This is a genomic window from Bradyrhizobium sp. ORS 375 (genome assembly GCF_000239775.1).
In the GTDB taxonomy this organism is placed as follows: Bacteria; Pseudomonadota; Alphaproteobacteria; order Rhizobiales; family Xanthobacteraceae; genus Bradyrhizobium.
Genome location: NZ_CAFI01000276.1, coordinates 1 through 20,958, shown reverse-complemented (window position 1 = coordinate 20,958; position 20,958 = coordinate 1). Strand labels below are relative to the sequence as shown.

Genomic DNA, 20,958 nt, shown 5'->3' with positions numbered 1-20,958 from the left:
TAAGAGGGCCGCAACATCCTGTGCGACAACTCGCACCTGTTGCTGGCGAGGCTGTCGCACCCTCACAACTCACAGCTGCTTGTCGCTCTCGCCTCATTCTGAAACTTTCCTGCAGGCCGCTCCGCCCCACTGCTGCCCGCATGATCAGCACCTTGAGGCCTGCTGAACAGGATGCCGCGATGAACCTCGACGTCAGGGAAATGGAACTCGCCGAAACCTCGCTGGTCATCGACTACTTCTATTCATCCAGCATCGAGCAACTCGACCTGATGGGCATCGACCCCACGCGCATGCCGACCAGGCCGGTGTGGGCCGGCCTGTTCAAGACGCTGTACGAGCTGCCGCTCTCGGAGCGCGCTGCGCTGCTCGTGATCTGGCGGCTCGACGGCCGCCCCATCGGCTTCTCCAGCTGCGACCGCATCGTATTCGGCAACCGCGCCCACATGCATCTCCACGTCACCGAGCCCGAGCTGCGCGGTCGCGGCTTGGGCACCGAATGTATCAGCCGCAGCATCGATCTGTATTTCGAGCGCCTCCGGCTCAAGCAACTGTTCTGCGAGCCGCACGCCTACAACACCGCGCCCAACCGCGCGCTGCAGAAGGCCGGCTTTCGCTATCTGAAGACCTACAAGACGGTGCCTGGACCGATGAACTACCACCAGGCGGTGACGCGCTGGTTGTTCGAGCGGTGAGGGCGCGCCCGCCCGCCACAGCGGTTCATTGCACCAGCGCATCATCTCGCCAAAGATGGCCAGCTTTCTCCGTCATTCCGGGGCATTCGCGCGCAAAATGGCGCAGCCATTTTGAAGCAGCGCGAATGAGCCCGGAATCCATAATCACAGGCAGAGTTGTGTCGAAGATGAGCGCCACACCGATCCCGTCCCTCATCGGCAGTCGTGGCTATGGATTCCGGGCTCGCGCTTCGCGCGCCCCGGAATGACGCGGGGAGAGAGTACCAGTGTCGTCCCGGCCTTGAGCCGGGACCCATAACCACCGCCGTGAGTTGTTGCGCAAGCTGGAGCGGCGTTCTTCGTCATCACACCCGCTTGTGAGTATGGGTCCCGGCTCAAGGCCGGGACGACAGCGGTGGGCGTGGCCGGCGCTCGCGAAACTCAAATTGCCCGTCGCGTTACCATGTCGCAGTCATCACGCCTTGTGTCGTCGGGCAAATCGGGTCGATGTTTCCGCCCGTCCCGCCTCACTGAAGAGGGACGCTTCGCGGTCGTCACGAACGTGGAGGCGGGATGCGGTGGACGCGGCGTGGCGCAGTGGGCCAATGGGCTCGCGGACGAACGTCATGGCGCGGACGGTCAAGTCGCATGGTCCTGACATCCCGATGCTGATGCCAAGCCGGCGGTGATGATCCGCTGGTGACGGGGGCAACAAAGCCCGGTCCCCGGGGAGAGTGCGAAGCAGCCGTTAAAACCATCGCGCAGGGAGGGCCGGGTCTTGTCCGGCTGAACCTGTGGTACCTGCCGCCTGCATTTTTTTCCGCAGGCGGGCCACGGGCCTCAGTCGGGGCCCGGCCTTCCCTGCGCCCTCTGATGGAAGAGGGTGAGAGAGAAGATCAATGCTCGGACGCGAAACGCGGGCGCGAGGATGATGAACTGTATCTACAAACTCAGTCGACGTAAGTGTACCCCGCTCTATCCACGTCATTGCGAGCCAACGGGTCCGCGCGAAGCGCGGCCCGATGACAGGCTCCGCGAAGCAATCCAGAGTCCCGCCCACCACCCTGGATTGCTTCGCTGCGCTCGCAATGACGGTGTGCGTGTCGAGCGACGGCGCCCGACAACTCACCCACACATCGCGGTCTGCATCCACACCCTACAACGGCAGCTGCCCATATTCGCGATTGGCGAGGCTGGCCTCTTCCAGATCCAGATCCCGCTCGATGCGGCGGCGGGTTTCGTCGGTGATCTGGCCGTCGCGGAGCATGGCATGAATGGTCTTGCGCTCGACGCCGATCAGTTCTCGGGTCAGCTCGATGCCGAGCGCGGACGCCTCGTCGGGATTGAGGCTCTCCGGCAGCTGATTGACGCGCACCTCGTGCCGGGCGCGCAGCAGCCGGACCACCTCGTCGGACAGATCGCGATCATTGGTCATCGTCTCCAGCGATTGCAGCGCGCGGTCGAGCACCTCGCGCCGCGCCGCGATCTCCTGCTCGTGCTCGCGGACATGTTCGGCGCGTCCGGTGCGGCCGACGCCGAGCCAGCGCACGACCAGCGGCAAGGTCAGGCCGAGCCCGATCAAAGTGAAGAAGATCACACCGAAGGCGACGAACAGGATCTCGTCGCGATAGGGAAACGCATCGCCGGTCGAGAGCGTCAGCGGCAATGCCAGCGCGGTCGCCAGCGACACCGTGCCGCGCACGCCGGTGAAGCCGATGATGAAGGTCTGCTGCCACGGCGGCAGCGGGTCGCGGGCGCGCAGCGAGCGGCTCAGCGCGCGAGGAATGATGGTCGCCGGGAACGTCCAGGCGAAGCGCGCGATCACGACGATGGCGACCACCAGCGCTGTCGCGATCAGGATGTCGTCGAGCGGAAACACCTTCGACTTCTCGTAGATCAGCCGCATCTGGAAGCCGGTCAGCAGGAACAGCATGCCTTCGATCAGATAGACCACGAGGTCCCAGAAGAACACGCCCTGCAGGCGGGTCGCGGAGGAGATCCAGAGCGGGCCGTTCCAGCTCATGTAGAGGCCGCAGGCCACTGTCGCGATCACGCCGGAGCCGCCGAGATGCTCGGGGATCCAATAGGCGAGATAGGGCGTCAGCAGCGACAGCGTGATCTCGACCTGCGGGTCGCGCGCATAGTGACGAGCGCGCAGCATCAGCCAGCCGACGCCGATGCCGAAGGCGATCTCGCCAACCACGATCGCGGCGAACTCGCCGGCAGCGACGGGAAAGGAAAACGTACCGGTCATGATCGCCGCCACCGCGAAGCGGTACAGGATCAGCGCCGTCGCATCGTTGGCCAGGCCCTCGCCTTCGAGGATGACCATCACCCGGCGCGGCAGATGCAGCCGACGGGCGATCGCGAGCGGTGCGACGACGTCGGGCGGCGCCACGATTGCGCCGAGCAGGAAGCCGAGGCTCCACGGCAGGCCGAGAAGAAAGTGCGTCGCGACCGCAACCATGGAGGCAGTGAAGATCACGCAGCCGACCGCCAGCAGCACGATCGGCCGCAAATTGCGCTTGAACTCGCGCCAGCTCATCGCGACGCTGGAGGAGTAGATCAGCGGCGGCAGCACCACCAGCAGCACCAGCTCCGGCGGCAGCGCGAAGGCCGGCATGCTCGGCACGAAGGCGAGAGCGATGCCGGCGAGCATCAACAGGATCGCCGGCGCCAGGTTGGTCCGGCGTGCAACAAGCGCGGTTCCCGCCAGCACGGCCAGCAGGATCAGGAATATCTGAAAGTGAGCTTCCATCGGAAACGGCCGGGCGTCGCTGCGCCGGGCTCAGTCCCTGAGGTCGTAGCGGTAGGACTTGGAGACGATCTGCCAGCCGTCCTTGAGCTTCATCGCGACGAGATAATCGGTGAAATAGCGCGGCGGCAGCTGGCAGCGCACCTTGATGAAAGCGGTCTTGTCGTCGGAGCGGTCGATGGTGACGATGAAGTCCTCACGCGGCTTGCCCTCGCCCTTGGCCGACGGGCGCTTGCGCACCCAGGCCAGCCAATCTGGGACGGTCAAGATCTTCAGCTCGCCATTCTCGACCCAGCGCAAATCGGCGCTCGGATGGAACACCGCGCCAAGCTTGTCGGCATCGCCCTCATAGAGCGCATCGAAATAACCCTGGACGACGGATTCGACGGTGGATCGGTCTGCGCTCATGGGCTGCTCCTTGGCGGCTCCTTCGGGAACCCGGACAAACTGGCATCGCATTTTCGATGCAAATCCGGGCTTGGCAAGCCATGAACTGCAACCGATGCTGGGTCGACAGAAATAGTGTGGCCAAAGCGGGCGCTCCGGGCATAAAGGCTGCGTGATCCCGATCACAACGCAAATGGGTAGCCACCTGGTACGCAGAGCCGGCAGGTTTCCCAGGGCTATGGGGTAGGTACGATGTCGTGGTCAGTTCGATTGGGCGGTTACATCCTCGCGGCAGCGCTGCTGCTGGTCGGTCACCCCGCGCTCGCCGAGAAGCGCGTCGCGCTGGTCATCGGCAATTCCGCCTATCAGAACGTACCGCAGCTGGCGAACCCCGCCAATGACGGTGCGGTGATGACCCAGACCTTCAAGAGCGCCGGCTTCGACGTGGTCGATTACCGGCGCGATCTCACCGCACGGGAGACACGGCGGGCGCTGCGCGATTTCGCCGACGTGGCCCGCGATGCCGACATCGCCGTGGTCTATTATGCCGGTCACGGCATGGAGGTCGAAGGCTCGAATTACCTGATCCCGATCGATGCCCGGCTCGAGCGCGATACCGACGTCTATGACGAGACGCTGTCGCTCGACCGCATCCTGGTCGCCGTCGAGCCGGCCAAGAAGCTGCGGCTCGTCATTCTCGATGCCTGCCGCGACAATCCCTTTACCCGCAACATGCAGCGGACGGTGGCGACCCGCAGCCTCGGCCGCGGCCTCGCCAAGGTCGAGCCGACCAGCCCGAACACGCTGATCGCCTATTCGGCCAAGGCCGGCTCCACCGCGCAGGATGGCGACGGCAAGAACTCGCCGTTCACGCTGGCGCTGTCGCGGCACATCGCGACCCCCGGCCTCGATGTCCGCAAGGCGTTCGGCTTCGTCCGCGACGAGGTGCTGAAGTCGACCAGCAATCGCCAGGAGCCGTTCGTGTACGGCTCGCTCGGCGGCGAGGACGTGCCGCTGGTGCCCGGCGTGCCGCGCGTCGTCACGCAGATGCCGGTGGCGCCGCCGCCCGCGGCCAATCCGCAGGCCGACATCCGCCGCGACTACGAGCTGGCGATGCAGGTCGGCAACAAGGGCGCGCTGAACGCTTTCCTGGCGCAGTATCCCGACGGCTTCTATGCCAGCCTCGCCAAGCTGCAGCTTGAGAAGCTCACGGCCGAGGAGAACCGCGCCGCGGCCGCTGAGAAGGCGCGCGCAACGGAGGCCGAGCGGGCACGGCTCGCGGCGGAAGGTGCGCGCAAGGATACGCTCGCCAAGGCGGAGGCCGAGGCCAAGGCGGCCGAGCAGGCACGCATTGCCGCAGAGAAGGCCACGCAGCTCGCGCAGCAGCAGGCGGCGGACGCTGAGAAGAAGCGTCAGGAGCAGCAGCTCGCGGCGGCCGACAATCCGCGCGCCGCGACCTCGCCGGCGGCTGTCCCGCAGCAGGGCCCGCAGGTCGCCTCGCTCACCCCGGCGTCGCAGCCGGCTGATCTGGCCAAATCCGTGCAGCTCGAGCTGCGCCGTGTCGGCTGCCTTACCGAGGAGGCCGACGGCGATTGGGGATCGGCCTCACGCCGCTCGTTGTCGCAGTTCAACCGCTATGCTGGCACCAAGCTCGATATCCAGGCGGCGTCGGCCGACGCGCTCGAGACGATCAAGCTGAAGCAGGCCCGAGTCTGCCCGCTGGTCTGCCAGCACGGCTACAAGTCGGACGGCGACCGCTGCACCCGCATCGTCTGCGCGGAGGGCTCATTCGTGAACGACGACAACGAATGCGAGAAGCGGCGTGAGAGGAAGCCGGTCGCCAAGCGCGACAGCCGCGACGAGGAGGACGTGCCGTCGCGCCGCCGCGCCCGTGCGATCCCCGAGCCGAGCATGCCGATGCCGGCGCCGAATGTCGGCGTGGGCGTCGGGATCGGTGTCGGCGGTGGCGGCCTTGGCGTCGGCGTCGGGATGGCGCCAAGCATTGCTCCTCCCCGGCCGCAGGCCCAGGCACGACCCAAGCCGTCGTCGGGCCAGGTCTATTGCGACGCCTATCTGTGCCGTCCCGTGAGGCAGGGCTGCCGGCTCGAATACCGCGGCGGCGGCGGCCCGGCCAACAACGCCAGCGTCGAGGTCTGCAATTGATCAGGATGAGATCGCGCTGGCGGCGATGTTGACCATCAGGGCGACGAGAGCGGTGTTGTAGACGAACGAGATGATGCCGTGGACGGTCGCGGTGCGGCGGATGATCTTGTCGGTGATGCCGACGTCGGAGACCTGGGCGGTCATGCCGATGATGAAGGAGAAGTAGACGAAATCCCAGTAGTCGGCGTGCTCGTCCTTGTCGCCGCTCGGGAATTGCAGGCCGCCCGGCTTGGCGCCGCGGTAGTAGTCGTGGGCGTAGTGCAAAGCGAAGGTCGCATGCACCGCGGCCCAGGACAGCGAGACCGTGAGCAGCGCCAGTGTCAGCGCCGGCGCGTCCCGCTTGGAGGCGCCGAGCTCGAATACGATCGCGGCGATGCTGGCGAAGGCGCCGAGCGCGGTGACCAGCAGGATCACGAAGCGGCCGTCGTCCTGCATGACGGCCTTGCGGCGGATGTGCTGGTGCTCGCTGCGCAACATCATCACCGCGACCAGCACGAGGTAGAGCGTGGTGAAGATGTCCCAGCTGATCAGGAGTCGCGTGATCAGCCGCAGTGCCGAGGGGAGCAGAAAGAACGCCAGGGCGGCGACGCCCAGCGACATGAAGGTGCGGGGACGCGCGTAGATGATGCGCAAGCCACGCGGCAGGCGCGCAAAGCGCGCCAGCGCCGGATCGTCAGGATGAAGTCCGGTCAACCGCGCGGTCTCGGCTCAGCTCTTGCGCTCGGCGACGAAATGCGCGGTGGCGCGCAGCACGTCGCCCTTGGCGCCGAAGATCGACAGCGCGGCGTCGCCGCGGGCGAGCAGATCGCGGACGCGCTGCTTGGCGCCGGCGATGCCGAGCTGGGTGACGAAGGTGGTCTTGCCAAGCTCGGCGTCGGCGCCGGCCGGCTTGCCCAGCGTCGCCGCATCGCCCTCGACGTCGAGCAGATCGTCGGCGATCTGGAAGGCCTCACCGAGCGCGCGGCCGTAATCGTCGAGCGCCTGGTACTCGGCGGGCGAGGCCTGGCCGAGCAGGGCGCCGGCGATGCAGCCGAAGCGGAGCAGGGCGCCGGTCTTCATCTGCTGCACGCGGGCGACGTCGACCGGATCACGATCGCCGAACCGGCCCTCGCCGGCGAGGTCGAGGATCTGGCCGCCGGCCATGCCGCCGACACCGGCGCAGCGGGCGAGCGCCCGGGTCAGCGCCAGGCGGACGCCGGCATCGGGATGGATCTCGTCGCGGGTGATGATGTCGAAGGCGATGGTCAGAAGCGCGTCGCCGGCCAGGATGGCGGTGGCGTCGTCATAGACCTTGTGCAGCGTCGGCCGTCCGCGGCGCAGATCCGAATTGTCCATCGCCGGCAGGTCGTCATGGATCAGGGAGTAGCAGTGGATGCATTCGAGCGCGGCGCCGGCCAGCAGCGCGCCCTTGCGGGGGACGCCGAACACGGCGGCGCTTTCGACCACCAGGAACGGGCGCAGCCGCTTGCCGCCGCCCAGGCTGGAATAGCGCATCGACTCGATCAGCCGCTTCGGACGGGCGATCTCGTCCGCCAGGGGCGCATCGCCGAGCAGCTCGCCGAGCAGCGCTTCGGTCTCCTCCGCGGTCTTGTCCAGGCGTTGGGTGAAGTCGGTGGCCGTCGCGGTCATTTAAGAAGAGCTCCAGGGGCAAAATTCGCCGGACAATCGTTGATGGCGGCGACTTCGTCAATTGCGGGGAACGTGGCGGCTTTCGGCCGCAACGGCGGAAAAAAGCAGGAAACCTAATGGAGATGTCGGATAATCCGCCCCTCACCGCCGCCCCCGTCGCGGTCCAACCCGAGCGACGCCTGCCATTGCGTACCGTCAGAGCCATCCTCCTGGTCGTCGTCCTGGTGCTGCTCGTACCCTACGCGCTGACGCCGTTCTATGCCGTGGGTCACCCGGTCTCGACCCTGATGCTGTGGCGGACGGTGACCGGCCGGCCGGTCGAGCGGCGCTGGATCGACCTGCCGGCGATGTCGCCGTATTTGCCGCGCTCGGTCGTCGCTGCCGAGGACGCCAAATTCTGCAGCCATCACGGCATCGATTGGGGCGCGCTGCGCGAGGTCATGGACGACGCCGAGGATGGCGAGGTCTCCAGGGGAGGGTCGACCATCACCCAGCAGGTCGCCAAGAACCTGTTCCTGTGGCAGGGCCGCAGCTACGTCCGCAAGGCGCTGGAGCTGCCGTTGGCGTTGTGGATCGACCTCGTCCTGAGCAAACGGCGCATCCTGGAGATCTATCTCAATATCGCCGAGCTCGGGCCGTCCGGCCAGTTCGGGGGCGAGGCCGGGGCGAATTACGCCTTCAACCGTTCGGCGGCCGGATTGGGCCCGCGCGAGGCGGCGCTGATGGCCGCGATCCTGCCCAATCCGGTCCGGCGCAGCGCCCGGTCGCCGGGTCCCGGCGTGCGGCGCCTGTCCGCGACCTATATGGTGCGAGGACAGGCCTCCAGCCTGCAGACCTGCTGGGGAGAGCGGCGTTGAGGTCGGCCGACGCGAATTTTGGCCAAAAATGCCTCGGAGAGCCCTAGCCATGCCGGACCCCTTCATCTATAAGCGCGGCCTTGATCGGCATCCGGGCTCGCCAGCTTCATGGCTGCAGCCGTCCCTTTGCGGACGATGCCTTGCAAAAATACCCTAGAGGATACCGATATGGCCGTCCCCAGAAGAAAAACTTCGCCGTCGCGCCGCGGCATGCGCCGTTCGGCTGACGCCATCAAGAAGCCGACCTATGTCGAGGACAAGGACTCCGGCGAGCTGCGTCGTCCGCACCACCTGGACCTCAAGACCGGCATGTACAAGGGCCGCCAGGTCCTGAAGAAGAAAGACGCCTGATCGTCCGCGAGGGCCGCCCCTCCGGCTGCCCGAATTCGGCCATCGATGAGGTTGAAATCGGTCCCGCGCGATTGATTCGCCGGGACCGATGCGCATCTGTCATGCGTTAACGCTCTCGTTGATTCGTCGGACACCATCGCTTTCGCGCCGCCCCTTCCCGGCGCCATCCAAGGCTCCAACCGATGTCCATGGTCGGTTTCCCGCTGCTGCTGATCCCCTTGGCGATCTACAACATGATCGTCTTCCTGATGCCGGGGGTCGCGTTCAGCGAGATTCTGCTGCGCCTGCAGCTTCCCTCCGGCGAGGTCTGGACGATCTCGCTGGGCGACATGCTGCTGGCGCTCGGCGTGCTGCTGCTGCTGCTCGAGGTGATCAAGGCAGCGAAGCCGAACGGCAAATATCTCACCGACCATCTGCTCTCGCTGCTGGTGTTCGGCGGCGCCGCGGCCGAATTCGTGATGTGGCCGAAGTTCGGGAACTCGACCTTCCTGCTGCTGACCCTGCTGGCGATGGTCGACTTCTTCGGCGGCATTGCGCTGCGCACGAAGCGCGCCGCGCGGGCGGTGGTTGCCGCGCCTGTTCCGGTGACGCCCGCCGCAATCGAGGAGCCTGTCGCGGATCCCGTGCCCGAGCCGGTCGAGGCAGCGGCCAAGGCTGCAGAGCAGGCGACGCCAGAGATTCTTCACGCGGAAGCGCCTCCTGCTCCTGCTCCGGCCGTCGAGCCAGCCGCCGATGCCGTCCCGGCCGCTGCTTCGGTCGCCGAATCCGTGCTGCTCGACCGCTCGGTCCCCCGGCCTGCTCCCGCGCAGACGACCGGCTGGGTCGCGGAGGTCAAGGAGGCCGAGGTCGCGCCCCCGAGCGCTCCAGAGCCGGCCAAACCCGAGCTTCCCAAGCCCTGAGGCTCAGCCGGGCGACGCTCAGATGCTGTCCCGGGTTCGACCGCCCGCACGCGTTACCGGCTGAAGGCTTGCCGCATAGGCGCTGTGGACGTCCGCCGCCGCAGCGCGCCTGAGCGCGCGAGTCTGCGGCAGCTGCTCGGCCGTCGCGATCAACTGGGCGACGAAGCCGGCATCGGGACGCACGGCGCGGATCACCGTTGCGCGGCGTTCGGTGCTCCCCGTGCCCGGCAGCAGCGCCAGCGACCGCGACGCTGCATCCGCTCCCTGTGAGCCCTCATCCTGATCGATCGTTAACATCGTCCCACCACAGCCGGCGCACGTGTCACATTATGGGACGCCGGAGCCTTTCACCATCCAACCTCGCAAGGGCAATGCCGCGCCGGCGCCCTCGATCCTGTCGGGCCGAAAGATGGTTGATGCGTTTCCGACGCGCGGCTGCGGTCTCGGCATGCTCTCCGTTAACCAGAGATGCGTAGTCTGATTCGCGAGGTCTGCTGCCGCTGCGCGCGCGGGTAGGTGGCGGCCGTCCTGAAAATCGACGCCGGGCCGCGCCGGCGTGTTCCAGAACGAGGCGATCTTGACATCCGATTTGCCACAGACCTCGATGATCCTCGCGTCCCTGGGCCAGGCCGCCTTCGTCTGGGATCTGGGAACCGATGTGATCGTCTGGAGCGACCATGTCGGCGCTGTGTTCGCCGACGTGCCGCTGCCGCAGCTCTGCAACGGCGGCGAATTCGCCAAGCTGATCGAGCCTGACCGCGGCATCCGCTCCGAGGTGATGCGCCAGGCGCTGCCGCTCCACGGCGCCGCCGGTACGCCATACCGCATCGAATATGGCGTCCGGACCCATGCCGGCGCGCCGCTGATCTGGGTCGAGGAAACCGGCTGCTGGTTCGCAGGATCCGATGGGCGGCCGTCCCGCGCCCAGGGCATCGTGCGCGTCAACAATGAGCGCCACGCCCGCGAGGAGCAGTTGCTCAAGCTGTCACGCCATGACCCGCTCACCGGAGAGCTGAACCGCACCAACCTTCTTGCGACGCTCGCCGAGGTCATCGAGGAGTCGCAGCGTTTCCGCTTCTCCTGCGCCTTCATGCTGGTCGGCATCGATCACCTCGCGCGCATCAACGATGCATTCGGCTTCGACGTGGCCGACGGCGTGGTGCTGGAGGTTGCGCAGCGCATCCGCGCGCGGCTTCGCGGCGGCGATGCGCTGGGGCGGTTCTCGGGCAACAAGTTCGGGCTGATCCTTAAGAACTGCACGATGGACGACATGACGATCGCCGCCGAGCGTTTCCTGGCGGCGGTCCGCGACGACGTGGTGCCGACCAAGTCGGGTCCGGTCGCGGTCACCGCGACGATCGGGGCGGTCAGCGTGCCGCGTCATGCGCGGTCGGTCGAGGAGGCGGTCAATCGCGCTCATGAGACGCTCGATTCCGCCAAGCGGCGCCGCATCGGATCGTTCTCGACGTGGCGGCCGAATGTCGAGCGCGACGCGCAGCGCAAGGTCAACATCCGCGTCACCGACGAGATCGTCACCGCGCTCAACGAGCGGCGCATCGTCACCGCATTCGAGCCGGTGGTGAATGCGCATACCCGCGCGCCCGCCTTCTACGAATGCCTGGTGCGGATGCGCCAGGATGACGGCCGCGCCTTGCTGGCGCCGGATGTGGTGCCGGTCGCCGAGCGGCTCGGCCTGATCCGGCTGGTCGATCACCGCATCCTGGAGCTCGTCGTGGCGGAGCTGGCGAGCTCGCCGAATGTCACCCTGAGCCTCAACATCTCGCCGGAGACCACCATGGACCCGGACTGGTGGGCTTCGATCGAATCGATGATGCGGGCCCATCCCGGCGTCGCCGAGCGGCTGATCGTCGAGATCACCGAGACAGTGGAAATCCAGGACATCGACGATCTCCGCGGCTTCGTGACGCGATTGAAGGACCTCGGCAGCCGGATCGCGATCGATGATTTCGGCGCCGGACACACCTCGTTCCGCAACCTGCGCAAGCTCGGCGTCGACATCGTCAAGATCGACGGCGCGTTCGTGCAGAACCTGGTGCGTTCGGCCGACGATCGCGCCTTCGTGCAGACCCTGGTGGAGCTGGCGCGACGGCTGCAGATCAAGACGGTCGCGGAATGGGTGCAGGATGATGCGTCGGTCGCGCTGCTGCGCGATTGGGGCTGCGACTACATTCAAGGCCGGGTGATTGGCCTCGCCTCGGTCGAGCGGCCCTGGGCCGAACCCGGACGGATGGAGTTGCCGGCGGCGAGCTGACAAGCCGCCGGCGTTCCGTTGTCTGCGTGCAGGTCAGCCCTGCTGCTCGTCCTTCTTCGGCTCGGACATGCGGTCCAGGCGGTCCTGCATTTCCTTCATCTGGCGGCGCAGCTCGTCGATGTTGTCCTCGGCGGCGGCCGCGGGCTCAGCGGCCTTCTCTTCAGTGCGCGCCGCCGCAGGCGCGAACGGCTTGAACATCGAGAAGGTCTGCTGGAACAGCTCCATGTTGCGGCGCACCTGCTCCTCGAGCGGCGCGAACGGCGTCCCGCTGAAGGTGTCGGCGATCTGCTTGCGGAACTTCTCCTGCTCCTTGGTCAGCGTGTCGATCGACTGCTCCAGGTACTTCGGAACCACCATCTGCATGCTGTCGCCGTAGAAGCGGATCAGCTGGCGCAGGAAGGTGGTCGGCAGCAGGTTCTGGCCGGCCTTGTTCTCCTGCTCGAAGATGATCTGCGCGAGCACGGAGCGGGTGATGTCGTCACCTGTCTTGGCGTCGTAAACGAGGAAATCCTCCCCGTTCTTAACCATGGAGGCCAGGTCCTCGAGGGTCACGTAAGTACTCGTCCCGGTATTGTAGAGCCGCCGGTTCGCGTATTTCTTGATCGTGGTGGGTTGGTCAGATTTCGCCATGGAGCTCACACATGCAAACCGAGATACAGGGAACCCAGCGGCGCTGCCGCAGGGCAAACGAGCTACGCAATGCAATAACGTAATCACTTTCGAGCGAGTTCGGCTACGGTTTTGTGCGGAACGGTTAATCCGGCAGCAGAAATCTTGCTCATCAAACGGCCATGCGCACCATTTTGAGTGCGCCGCAGCAGGAATTGCTGCTGCCGCCAATTGACATGTCGCAACGACGTTAACAGGATGCCGGGCGAAGGTTGCGCGACTGCCCATCCGGGGCTTGCGGACGGCCGGCACGACCGTGAACTGAAAAATTCGTTTTCATTTCAAATACCTCCCAAGCTCTCAAGCCCTCGCTCTCTCGTCTCAAGATCAAGAACCTCAGGAGATGCCCATGTCAGACGATGTCGTCATCGTCAGCGCCGCCCGCACCCCGGTTGGAAGCTTCAACGGTGCGTTTGCGAATGTCCCGGCCCACGAGCTGGGCGCTGTTGCCATCAAGGCCGCGCTGGAGCGTGCCGGCGTCGAGCCGGGCCGCGTCTCCGAGGTCATCATGGGTCAGATCCTGACCGCGGCGCAGGGCCAGAACCCGGCGCGCCAGGCCTCGATCGCCGCCGGCATTCCGGTCGACAGCCCGGCCTGGGGTATCAACCAGCTGTGCGGCTCCGGCCTGCGCTCGGTGGCGCTCGGCTACCAGGCGCTGAAGAACGGCGATTCCGACATCGTCGTCGCCGGCGGCCAGGAGTCGATGAGCATGGCGGCGCATGCGCAGTATCTGCGCGCCGGCGTGAAGATGGGCTCGCTCGACTTGGTCGACACCATGATCAAGGACGGCCTGTGGGATGCCTTCAACGGCTACCACATGGGCAACACCGCCGAGAACGTTGCGAAGCAGTATCAGATCACGCGCGCGCAGCAGGACGAGTTCGCGGTTGCGTCGCAGAACAAGGCCGAGGCGGCGCAGAAGGCCGGCAAGTTCAAGGACGAGATCGCGGCGGTGACGATCAAGGGCCGCAAGGGCGACACCGTGGTCGACACTGACGAGTATCCGCGTCACGGCGCGACGCTTGACGCGATGGCCAAGCTGCGTGCGGCGTTCGAGAAGGACGGCACGGTCACGGCCGGCAACGCGTCGGGCATCAACGACGGCGCCGCCGCCGTGGTGCTGATGACCGCCAAGCAGGCCGCCAAGGAAGGCAAGACGCCGCTGGCGCGGATCGTCTCCTGGGGCCAGGCCGGCGTCGATCCGAAGATCATGGGCACCGGGCCGATCCCGGCCTCGCGCTCCGCACTCAAGAAGGCCGGCTGGAACATCGCCGACCTCGACCTGATCGAGGCCAACGAGGCGTTCGCGGCACAGGCCTGCGCCGTCAACAAGGATCTCGGCTGGGATACGTCCAAGGTGAACGTGAACGGCGGCGCGATCGCGATCGGTCATCCGATCGGTGCATCCGGCGCCCGCGTGCTCGTGACGCTGCTGCACGAGATGCAGAAGCGCGACGCCAAGAAGGGCCTGGCCACGCTGTGCATCGGCGGCGGCATGGGCATCGCGCTGTGCGTTGCACGCGACTAAAAACGCGGCAGTGATTGCGAACCCTTCGGCCTTCGCAATCGCGACCAGCTCAACTAAAGATCAACGCCCGGCGATCTCGCCGGGCGTTTTGTTCTTGATGTCCGTCAAACACGTCGCATAATCGACCCTTAAAAAAAGCTGCGTTGAACACGGATGTCGCTGCGGCGAATGGATTGCTGCAAGGGCGGACGTGATCCAATAACAACGGTCGGCGCGTCGGCAGCCAGAGGTTGTCGTCGTGCTCATAGTCATCGAGGGAAGGATTCGACATGGCACGTGTGGCGTTGGTGACGGGGGGAACGCGCGGGATCGGCGCGGCAATCAGCAAGGCGTTGAAGGCTGCGGGCTACAAGGTCGCGGCAAATTACGGCGGCAACGATGCCGCGGCGGAGAAGTTCAAGAGCGAGACCGACATCCCCGTCTACAAGTGGGACGTGAGCTCGTTCGACGCCTGCTCCGAGGGGATCAAGAAGGTCGAGGCCGAGCTCGGGCCGATCGACGTGCTGATCAACAATGCCGGCATCACCCGCGATACGGCCTTCCACAAGATGTCGCTCGAGCAGTGGAGCGCCGTCATCAACACCAATCTCGGCTCGCTGTTCAACATGACCCGCCCGATCATCGAGGGCATGCGTGCGCGCAAGTTCGGCCGCATCATCAATATCTCGTCGATCAACGGCCAGAAGGGCCAGTTCGGCCAGGTCAACTACTCGGCGGCGAAAGCGGGCGACATCGGCTTCACCAAGGCGCTGGCGCTGGAGACGGCCAAGGCCGGCATCACCGTCAACGTGATCTGCCCCGGCTACATCAACACCGAAATGGTGCAGGCGGTGCCGAAGGACGTGCTCGAGAAGTCGATCCTGCCGCTGATCCCGGTCGGCCGTCTCGGCGAGCCCGAGGAGATCGCGCGCACCGTCGTGTTCCTCGCGGCCGACGAGGCCGGCGCCATCACCGGCTCGACGCTGTCCGTCAACGGCGGCCAGTACATGGCGTGACATCGGCGTGATGCGGCCGGCGGCGTTGCCTCCGGACGCGATCTGCGGTTAAGACCACGAATGCCCGCGCTCGTCGCGGGCATTCACGTCTTTGGCGTTGCCCGGCACGGGCACAGGCGTGAACGGCCGGACTGCATCGGCCGCCACGGAGCCTGCTGCCGATGTCCCAGCGTACCGCCACCCTGATCGGTCTGACCGCGATCCTGATGTGGTCGCTGCTTGCCTTGTTGACGGTGGCGACCGGCAAGATCCCCGCATTCCAGCTTGCGGCCATGACGTTCGCGGTCGGCGGCCTGGTCGGCATGCTCACCTGGATCGGACGCCCGGCGGCGCCGCGCAGCCTCAGGCAACCGGCACGGGCCTGGGCCGTCGGCGTCGGTGGGCTGTTCGGCTATCATGCGCTCTACTTCCTCGCCCTGCGCTTCGCGCCGCCTGCGGAGGCAGGATTGCTGAACTATCTCTGGCCGCTCCTGATCGTGCTGTTCTCGGCCTTGCTGCCGGGCGAGCGGCTGGCGCTTCATCATGTTATCGGCGCCGCCCTCGGTCTCATCGGCACCGCGCTGCTGTTGTTGGGCAATGGCGCGAGCTTCGCGGAGGAGCAGCTTCCTGGCCTTGCGGCCGCCTTCGTCGCGGCGTTCGTCTGGGCGATCTACTCGGTGCTGTCACGTCGCCTGAAGGCGGTGCCGACCGACGCCGTCGCCGGCTTCTGCCTGGCGACGTCGGTGCTCGCGGCGGTGGTGCATGCCGCGCTCGAGCCGACGGTCTGGCCCGAGGGCGCGGTTCAATGGCTTGCGGTCGCGGGCCTCGGCGTCGGACCGGTCGGCGCGGCGTTCTACGCCTGGGACATCGGCATGAAGCGCGGCGACATTCGCGTGCTCGGTGCCGCGTCCTATGCGACGCCGCTGCTGTCGACCGCCTTTCTCATTCTCGCCGGCTACGCCCGGCCGAGCGCCGCGATCGCGCTGGCGGCCCTGCTGATCGCGGGGGGCGGACTGGTGGCGGCGAAGGATCTCTTCCTGCTGCGCGGCCGCTGAGCCCGGAGTTGCCGCGGCCCGCGATCGCCCACTAGGACAGCATGGTCAGCGACGCCGGGCTGCGCGCCCGAACTTCCAAATCCGCCGGTTATCCTTGATGCGCACTTAACCGGGAAGCGACGCGCGGCCCTCGGCCGGTAGACTGCAACCGGCGATAAGGTCGCGGCCATCTCTGCACCTAACGTGGCCTTTACCCGGGTCGCGCAAGACTGCCCCCAATGAAAGTGGCAATGGGGCGGCGGATGCCGGACGTGAGACGCTACATCGCTCGCGCGGGGAACTTGTTTCGCGTGCCTGCGGACAATCCCGATCTGACGCGCGCGCAGTTCCAGGCATTCTCCAAGCAGGTGCCGCTGCTTTACTTCATCCTGATCACCAACAGTCTCGCGCTCACCTACACCTTCCTGCCGCTGGCGCCGACCCTGCTGACCGTGTCGGTCCCCGCGCTGCTCTCGACCATCACCAGCGTGCGCATGCTGTGGTGGCTGCGCCAGGACGATAAGGTCATCAGCGACGCAGAGGTGCTGCATAATCTGCGCGTCACCAACCGGATCGCCGGGCCGATCGGCGCACTGTTCGTGGTCTGGTCGTTCTCGCTGTTTCCCTATGGCGATCCGTTCGCCCAGGGGCAGGTCGCGTTCTACATGGCCGTCACCGTCATCGGCATCATCTTCTGCCTGATGCATCTGCGCTCGGCGGCGCTGATCGTGACCCTCGTGGTGATTGTTCCCTACGTGATCTTCTTCATGTCCACCGGCATCCACGCGCTGCGCGCCATCGCGGTCAATCAGCTGCTCGTGTCCGGCGCCATGGTCACGGTGCTGTTCATCTATTATCGCGACTTCGCCGCACTCGTTGCCAGCCGCAAATCGCTGCTCGCCGAGCAAGCTGCGACTCAGGCGCTGTCGGACGAGAACTTCCGGCTGGCCAATCTCGATTCCCTCACCGACCTGCCCAACCGCCGCCGCTTCTTCTCCGAGCTGACGCATGCCTTCGCCGAGTCCGAGCGTGACGGCACGCGGCTCGCGGTCGGCATCATCGATCTCGACGGATTCAAGCCAATCAACGACACCTATGGACATACGGTCGGCGACCGCGTGCTGATGGAGGCGGCGCGCCGCATCCGCGACGTCTGCGAGCAACGCGGCGCGCAGGTCCATCTTGCCCGGCTCGGCGGCGACGAGTTCGGCCTGGTCGTCACCGGCAATCCGACCGACGATGATCTCCTCGCGCTTGGGCGAGAGATCACCGACCTGATCAAGCTGCCCTATCAGTTCGAGACGACGCATACCGGGCTGTCATGCTCGACCGGCTTCGCGCTCTATCCGCGCGCCGCCACCGCGGCGGATGCGCTGTATGAGTGCGCCGACTACGCGTTGTACCACGCCAAGCGCCGCGCCCGCGGACAGGCGATCATCTTCTCGAGCGAGCTGGAGGCGGAGATCCGCAGCCGCAGCGTGATCGAGCATCTGCTGCGCACGGCTGATTTCGAGACCGAGATGGACCTTGTGTTCCAGCCGATCATGGACGCCACCGACGCGCGCACCACCGGCTTCGAGGTGCTGGCGCGCTGGCAGAGCCCCAAGCTGGGTGCGGTGTCGCCGGCGAGCTTCATTCCGGCGGCCGAGCGGATCGGCGTGATCCGCAGCCTGACCCGCTTCCTGCTGGTCAAGGCGCTGGCCGCGGCGCGGACCTGGCCCGACGATATCCGCATCTCGTTCAATCTCTCGGCCCACGACATCTGCGCGCCGGAGGGCGTCCTGCCGCTGATCTCGGTGATCCAGGCCAGCGGCGTTCCGCCGCGCCGCATCGAGTTCGAGATCACGGAGACCGCCGTCACGTTCGATTTCGCCCGCGCCGAGCAGTCGATCGCGGCGCTCAAGGCGCTCGGCTGCGGCATCTCGCTGGACGATTTCGGCACCGGCTACTCCTCGCTCAGCCACGTCCACCGGCTGCCGCTCGACAAGCTGAAGGTCGACCGCAGCTTCGTGCACGACGTCAACGCCAATCCGGTCAGCCACAAGATCATCAAGTCGCTCACCGGCCTGTGCGCCGACATGGAGATCTCCTGCGTCGTGGAGGGCGTCGAGACGAAAGAGCAGCTCGACAGCCTGAAGCGTCTCGGCGCCGACTACATCCAGGGTTATTACTTCGCGAAGCCGATGCCGGCTGACGCGATTTCTGGTTTTCTGGCCAAGGAGCGTCAGCGCTTTGCCGAGCCGGCCGGCGCCAAGGTCGCCAGCGCCTGAGCTAGACGGTCGGCTCCCAGCCGGGCGGCGCGAGCACGAACCCGGCAAATTCGAATCCCGGCGCAACCGTGCAGCCGACCAGGGTCCAGTCGCCGGTGCTCTCGGCGGCCTGCCAGGCATGGGCCGGCACCACCGCCTGCGGCTGCTGGCCGGCCGCGAGATCGATTCCGAGCGTCGTCGTTTGCGGCGCCTCGCCGTCGCCGGCGATGCGCAGCCTCAGCGGCGATCCCGCATAATAGTGCCAGGTCTCGACCGCATCGACCCTGTGCCAATGTGACCGCTCACCGCGGGCCAGCAGGAAATAGATCAGCGTCGACGCCGCGCGGCCGTTGGCATCCACTGCGGGATCGCGAAACGTCTCGCGGAAATGCCCACCCTCCGGATGCGGCTGCAGGCCGAGGCGGGCGATGATGTCGGCGGCGGAAAGCGTGGTCATGGCGGAATCCCGCTCTCACGACTTGTTCTTGCGCTCGCGCAGCTCGCCGAACACTTCCTCGGGGCTAGCGCCTTTCATGCGAAGCCGGACTGCGATCGCGGGGTCGTCTGCGCGCAGAAACACGTTGGCCTGCTTCTCCTCGCCGAGCAGCACGGGGATGGTGGGCTGATTCGCGGCGCGCAGCCGCGTCACCTCGGTGGCGCGCGCCTGGAGCGCCGCGTTGTCCGGATCGACGGTGAGAGCGAATTTCACGTTGGAGGCGGTGTATTCGTGCCCGCAATAAAGCCTGAAATCATCCGGCAGCGTCCGCAGCTTCAACAGCGAATCCCACATCATCGGATAGGTGCCCTCGAAGACGCGGCCGCAGCCGATCGAGAACAGCGTATCGGCGGCGAACACTGCCTTGTCGGCATCGAACACGTAGGACACATGGTCGAGCGTGTGGCCGGGCGTCTCCAGCACGCGGGCGAGCAGATCGCCGATCTTGACCACGTCGCCATGGGCGACGCGCAGATCGACGTCGGCGATCGCAGCCCTCTTGTCGTGGGGGCCGATCACGCGGCAGCCATAGCGCTGCTTCAGCTCGGCGACGCCGCCGACATGATCGTGGTGATGATGCGTGATCAGGATGTCGGTGAGCGTCCAGCCCGCGGCCTCCAGCTGGCGCGCGATCGGTCCCGCCTCGGGCGCGTCGATCGACGCCGTGGCGCCGGTCGCGGGATCGTGGATCAGATAGCCGAAATTGTCGGACAGGCAGGTGAAGACGCGGATGTCGGCGGCCATGATGTCTCCGTCGGCGGGACCGGGCGCGGCATGATTGCGCGCGCATGATGTCAGATGTCGTGGGAGACTTGACCCAGACCTGGCCCAGACCTTGGCCCGGGCCGCAGCGTCGCGGGCGGCCTCCGTCGCGTGGCGGCAGAGATATGGCGTTAACGCTGCAGGCGCAACGCAATATTGGGCGCGCAGCAGGCTGCTTCGGCATGGTACATTGATGTTCATGGACGTGATCGATCTGCGGAATTTCTATTCGGGTCGCCTCGGGATCGTCGCGCGGCTTCTGATCAACCGCGGCATCCGTGCGCGCTGGCCGAGCGCGGCCGGGCAGCGCGTGCTCGGCATCGGCTACCCGACGCCCTATCTCGGCCTGTTCCGCGAGGATTCGGAGCGCTGCATCGCCTTCATGCCGGCCGCGCAGGGCGTGCTGAAATGGCCGACGGCGCGCCCGACGCTGGCCTCGCTGGTCGACGAGTTCTCGCTGCCGCTGCCGGATGCCGCAGTCGATCGGATCCTGATCGTCCATGCGCTGGAGATGTCGGATGATCCCGCCGGGCTGCTGCGCGAAATGTGGCGCGTATTGGCGCCTGCGGGGCGGATGATCATCGTGATTCCGAACCGACGCGGCGTCTGGACACGGACCGACAATACGCCGTTCGGTCACGGCAGGCCGTATTCGCGCTCCCAGATCACACAACTGCTGCGGCAGACCTGGTTCACGCCCAGCGCCTGGGGCGAAGCGCTGTTCATGCCGCCGGTCGGCGGCTGGTTCCTGAAATCGGCGATGGCCTGGGAGCGGGTCGGCGCGGCGCTGTCGCTGCCGTTTGCCGGGGTCCACATCGTCGAGGCGACCAAGCAGGTCTATCGGGTGATCCCGGCGCGGCGCGAGCGCATCAGGCTCATCCCGCGGCTCGAGCCAGTGCTGGCGCCGGCGCCGTCGGCGCAAGGGTCCAACTTCGTGGCCACGCTCGCCTCTGATCTCGCCCCGCAGCCGGCCTCGCGCGATTGAGCGCGCCGACCGGCACAGAACGGAAATCCGGATTCGCGTATAAAAAAACGGGCAGGCCCTGGGGCCTGCCCGCTTCGTCACAACGGATCGTGAGACTTACTCGCCGGGATTGAGATCCTCGCTCGGCGCCGGGGCCGCTGCGGCGGCTTCGGCACGCGGACCGTGCGGACGGCGGCGGCGACGCGGATAGCGCTCCGCTCCACCCTCGAAGGCGGCAGGCGCATTGGCAATCTGGGGCTGCGGGCCGGTGATGAAGGACGGCAGACGGTCGACGCCG

At 66.5% G+C, this 20,958-nt stretch carries 19 protein-coding genes and 1 pseudogene; 11 read left to right on the top strand and 9 right to left on the bottom strand.

What is annotated here, in order from left to right; translation table 11 throughout:
- The first annotated feature begins 179 nt into the window (after positions 1–179).
- Positions 180–692: a GNAT family N-acetyltransferase gene (locus BRAO375_RS20130; protein ID WP_009029286.1), complete on the top strand. Its 513-nt coding sequence runs from the start codon at positions 180–182 to the stop codon at positions 690–692.
- Positions 693–1,827: 1,135 nt separating this feature from the next.
- Here BRAO375_RS20130 and BRAO375_RS20125 read toward each other — a convergent pair.
- Positions 1,828–3,429, bottom strand: a complete 1,602-nt coding sequence (locus BRAO375_RS20125; RefSeq protein ID WP_009029283.1) for a Na+/H+ antiporter — start codon at positions 3,427–3,429, stop codon at positions 1,828–1,830.
- Between the two features lie 30 nt (positions 3,430–3,459).
- Complete coding sequence (locus tag BRAO375_RS20120; RefSeq protein ID WP_008965420.1) at positions 3,460–3,834, bottom strand: nuclear transport factor 2 family protein; 375 nt, start codon at positions 3,832–3,834, stop codon at positions 3,460–3,462.
- Positions 3,835–4,065: 231 nt separating this feature from the next.
- Here BRAO375_RS20120 and BRAO375_RS20115 point away from each other — a divergent pair, with 231 nt between their 5' ends.
- Positions 4,066–5,976, top strand: a complete 1,911-nt coding sequence (locus BRAO375_RS20115) for a caspase family protein (RefSeq protein WP_009029282.1) — start codon at positions 4,066–4,068, stop codon at positions 5,974–5,976.
- Here BRAO375_RS20115 and BRAO375_RS20110 read toward each other — a convergent pair whose 3' ends face one another.
- On the bottom strand, positions 5,977–6,669 hold the full coding sequence (locus BRAO375_RS20110) for a DUF1345 domain-containing protein (RefSeq protein ID WP_009029281.1): 693 nt from the start codon (positions 6,667–6,669) through the stop codon (positions 5,977–5,979). It lies immediately after the preceding gene.
- A 15-nt stretch (positions 6,670–6,684) separates the two neighbouring features.
- Positions 6,685–7,605: a polyprenyl synthetase family protein gene (locus BRAO375_RS20105; RefSeq protein WP_009029280.1), complete on the bottom strand. Its 921-nt coding sequence runs from the start codon at positions 7,603–7,605 to the stop codon at positions 6,685–6,687.
- Positions 7,606–7,790: 185 nt separating this feature from the next.
- Between BRAO375_RS20105 and mtgA the strand changes: the two genes are divergently transcribed.
- The 3 genes from mtgA (at position 7,791) to BRAO375_RS20090 (ending at position 9,712) form a co-directional block, all read left to right on the top strand.
- The gene (gene mtgA / locus BRAO375_RS20100) at positions 7,791–8,462 is read left to right on the top strand and encodes a monofunctional biosynthetic peptidoglycan transglycosylase (protein WP_009029279.1); all 672 of its coding nucleotides are present in this window, start codon (positions 7,791–7,793) and stop codon (positions 8,460–8,462) included.
- Positions 8,463–8,630: 168 nt separating this feature from the next.
- A complete protein-coding gene (gene rpmF, locus BRAO375_RS20095) occupies positions 8,631–8,813 on the top strand; it encodes a 50S ribosomal protein L32 (RefSeq protein WP_006610266.1) in 183 nt (60 codons plus the stop codon).
- 182 nt (positions 8,814–8,995) lie between these two features.
- On the top strand, positions 8,996–9,712 hold the full coding sequence (locus tag BRAO375_RS20090; RefSeq protein ID WP_009029278.1) for a hypothetical protein: 717 nt from the start codon (positions 8,996–8,998) through the stop codon (positions 9,710–9,712).
- 18 nt (positions 9,713–9,730) lie between these two features.
- Here the strand turns inward: BRAO375_RS20090 and BRAO375_RS20085 are convergent, their stop codons facing one another.
- Positions 9,731–10,009 (bottom strand): hypothetical protein, encoded by a 279-nt coding sequence (locus tag BRAO375_RS20085; RefSeq protein ID WP_009029277.1) that lies wholly within the window; start codon positions 10,007–10,009, stop codon positions 9,731–9,733.
- A 307-nt stretch (positions 10,010–10,316) separates the two neighbouring features.
- Between BRAO375_RS20085 and BRAO375_RS20080 the strand changes: the two genes are divergently transcribed.
- Positions 10,317–11,984 carry a bifunctional diguanylate cyclase/phosphodiesterase gene (locus tag BRAO375_RS20080; RefSeq protein WP_009029276.1) on the top strand — a complete coding sequence of 556 codons (1,668 nt, stop codon included), beginning with the start codon at positions 10,317–10,319 and terminating at the stop codon, positions 11,982–11,984.
- Between the two features lie 33 nt (positions 11,985–12,017).
- Here the strand turns inward: BRAO375_RS20080 and phaR are convergent, their stop codons facing one another.
- Complete coding sequence (phaR, locus tag BRAO375_RS20075) at positions 12,018–12,614, bottom strand: polyhydroxyalkanoate synthesis repressor PhaR (protein WP_035641413.1); 597 nt, start codon at positions 12,612–12,614, stop codon at positions 12,018–12,020.
- 388 nt (positions 12,615–13,002) lie between these two features.
- Here phaR and BRAO375_RS20070 point away from each other — a divergent pair, with 388 nt between their 5' ends.
- The 4 genes from BRAO375_RS20070 to BRAO375_RS20055 all read left to right on the top strand — a co-directional run bounded on the left by BRAO375_RS20070 (position 13,003) and on the right by BRAO375_RS20055 (position 18,459).
- Positions 13,003–14,181: an acetyl-CoA C-acetyltransferase gene (locus BRAO375_RS20070; RefSeq protein ID WP_009029274.1), complete on the top strand. Its 1,179-nt coding sequence runs from the start codon at positions 13,003–13,005 to the stop codon at positions 14,179–14,181.
- Between the two features lie 269 nt (positions 14,182–14,450).
- Complete coding sequence (locus BRAO375_RS20065) at positions 14,451–15,176, top strand: beta-ketoacyl-ACP reductase (protein ID WP_009029273.1); 726 nt, start codon at positions 14,451–14,453, stop codon at positions 15,174–15,176.
- Positions 15,177–15,337: 161 nt separating this feature from the next.
- Positions 15,338–16,210 carry an aromatic amino acid exporter YddG gene (yddG, locus tag BRAO375_RS20060; RefSeq protein WP_009029272.1) on the top strand — a complete coding sequence of 291 codons (873 nt, stop codon included), beginning with the start codon at positions 15,338–15,340 and terminating at the stop codon, positions 16,208–16,210.
- A 242-nt stretch (positions 16,211–16,452) separates the two neighbouring features.
- Positions 16,453–18,459 carry a putative bifunctional diguanylate cyclase/phosphodiesterase gene (locus tag BRAO375_RS20055; protein ID WP_035641415.1) on the top strand — a complete coding sequence of 669 codons (2,007 nt, stop codon included), beginning with the start codon at positions 16,453–16,455 and terminating at the stop codon, positions 18,457–18,459.
- Between the two features lies 1 nt (position 18,460).
- Here BRAO375_RS20055 and BRAO375_RS20050 read toward each other — a convergent pair whose 3' ends face one another.
- Together BRAO375_RS20050 and gloB are read right to left on the bottom strand one after the other, a co-directional pair.
- The gene (locus BRAO375_RS20050) at positions 18,461–18,895 is read right to left on the bottom strand and encodes a cupin domain-containing protein (protein ID WP_035641410.1); all 435 of its coding nucleotides are present in this window, start codon (positions 18,893–18,895) and stop codon (positions 18,461–18,463) included.
- A 15-nt stretch (positions 18,896–18,910) separates the two neighbouring features.
- On the bottom strand, positions 18,911–19,678 hold the full coding sequence (gene gloB / locus BRAO375_RS20045) for a hydroxyacylglutathione hydrolase (protein WP_009029269.1): 768 nt from the start codon (positions 19,676–19,678) through the stop codon (positions 18,911–18,913).
- A gap of 217 nt (positions 19,679–19,895) precedes the next feature.
- Here gloB and BRAO375_RS20040 point away from each other — a divergent pair, with 217 nt between their 5' ends.
- On the top strand, positions 19,896–20,681 hold the full coding sequence (locus tag BRAO375_RS20040) for a class I SAM-dependent methyltransferase (RefSeq protein ID WP_035641405.1): 786 nt from the start codon (positions 19,896–19,898) through the stop codon (positions 20,679–20,681).
- A 96-nt stretch (positions 20,682–20,777) separates the two neighbouring features.
- Here BRAO375_RS20040 and BRAO375_RS20035 read toward each other — a convergent pair.
- Positions 20,778–20,958, bottom strand: a pseudogene (locus BRAO375_RS20035) (DUF4167 domain-containing protein); the annotation flags it as partial.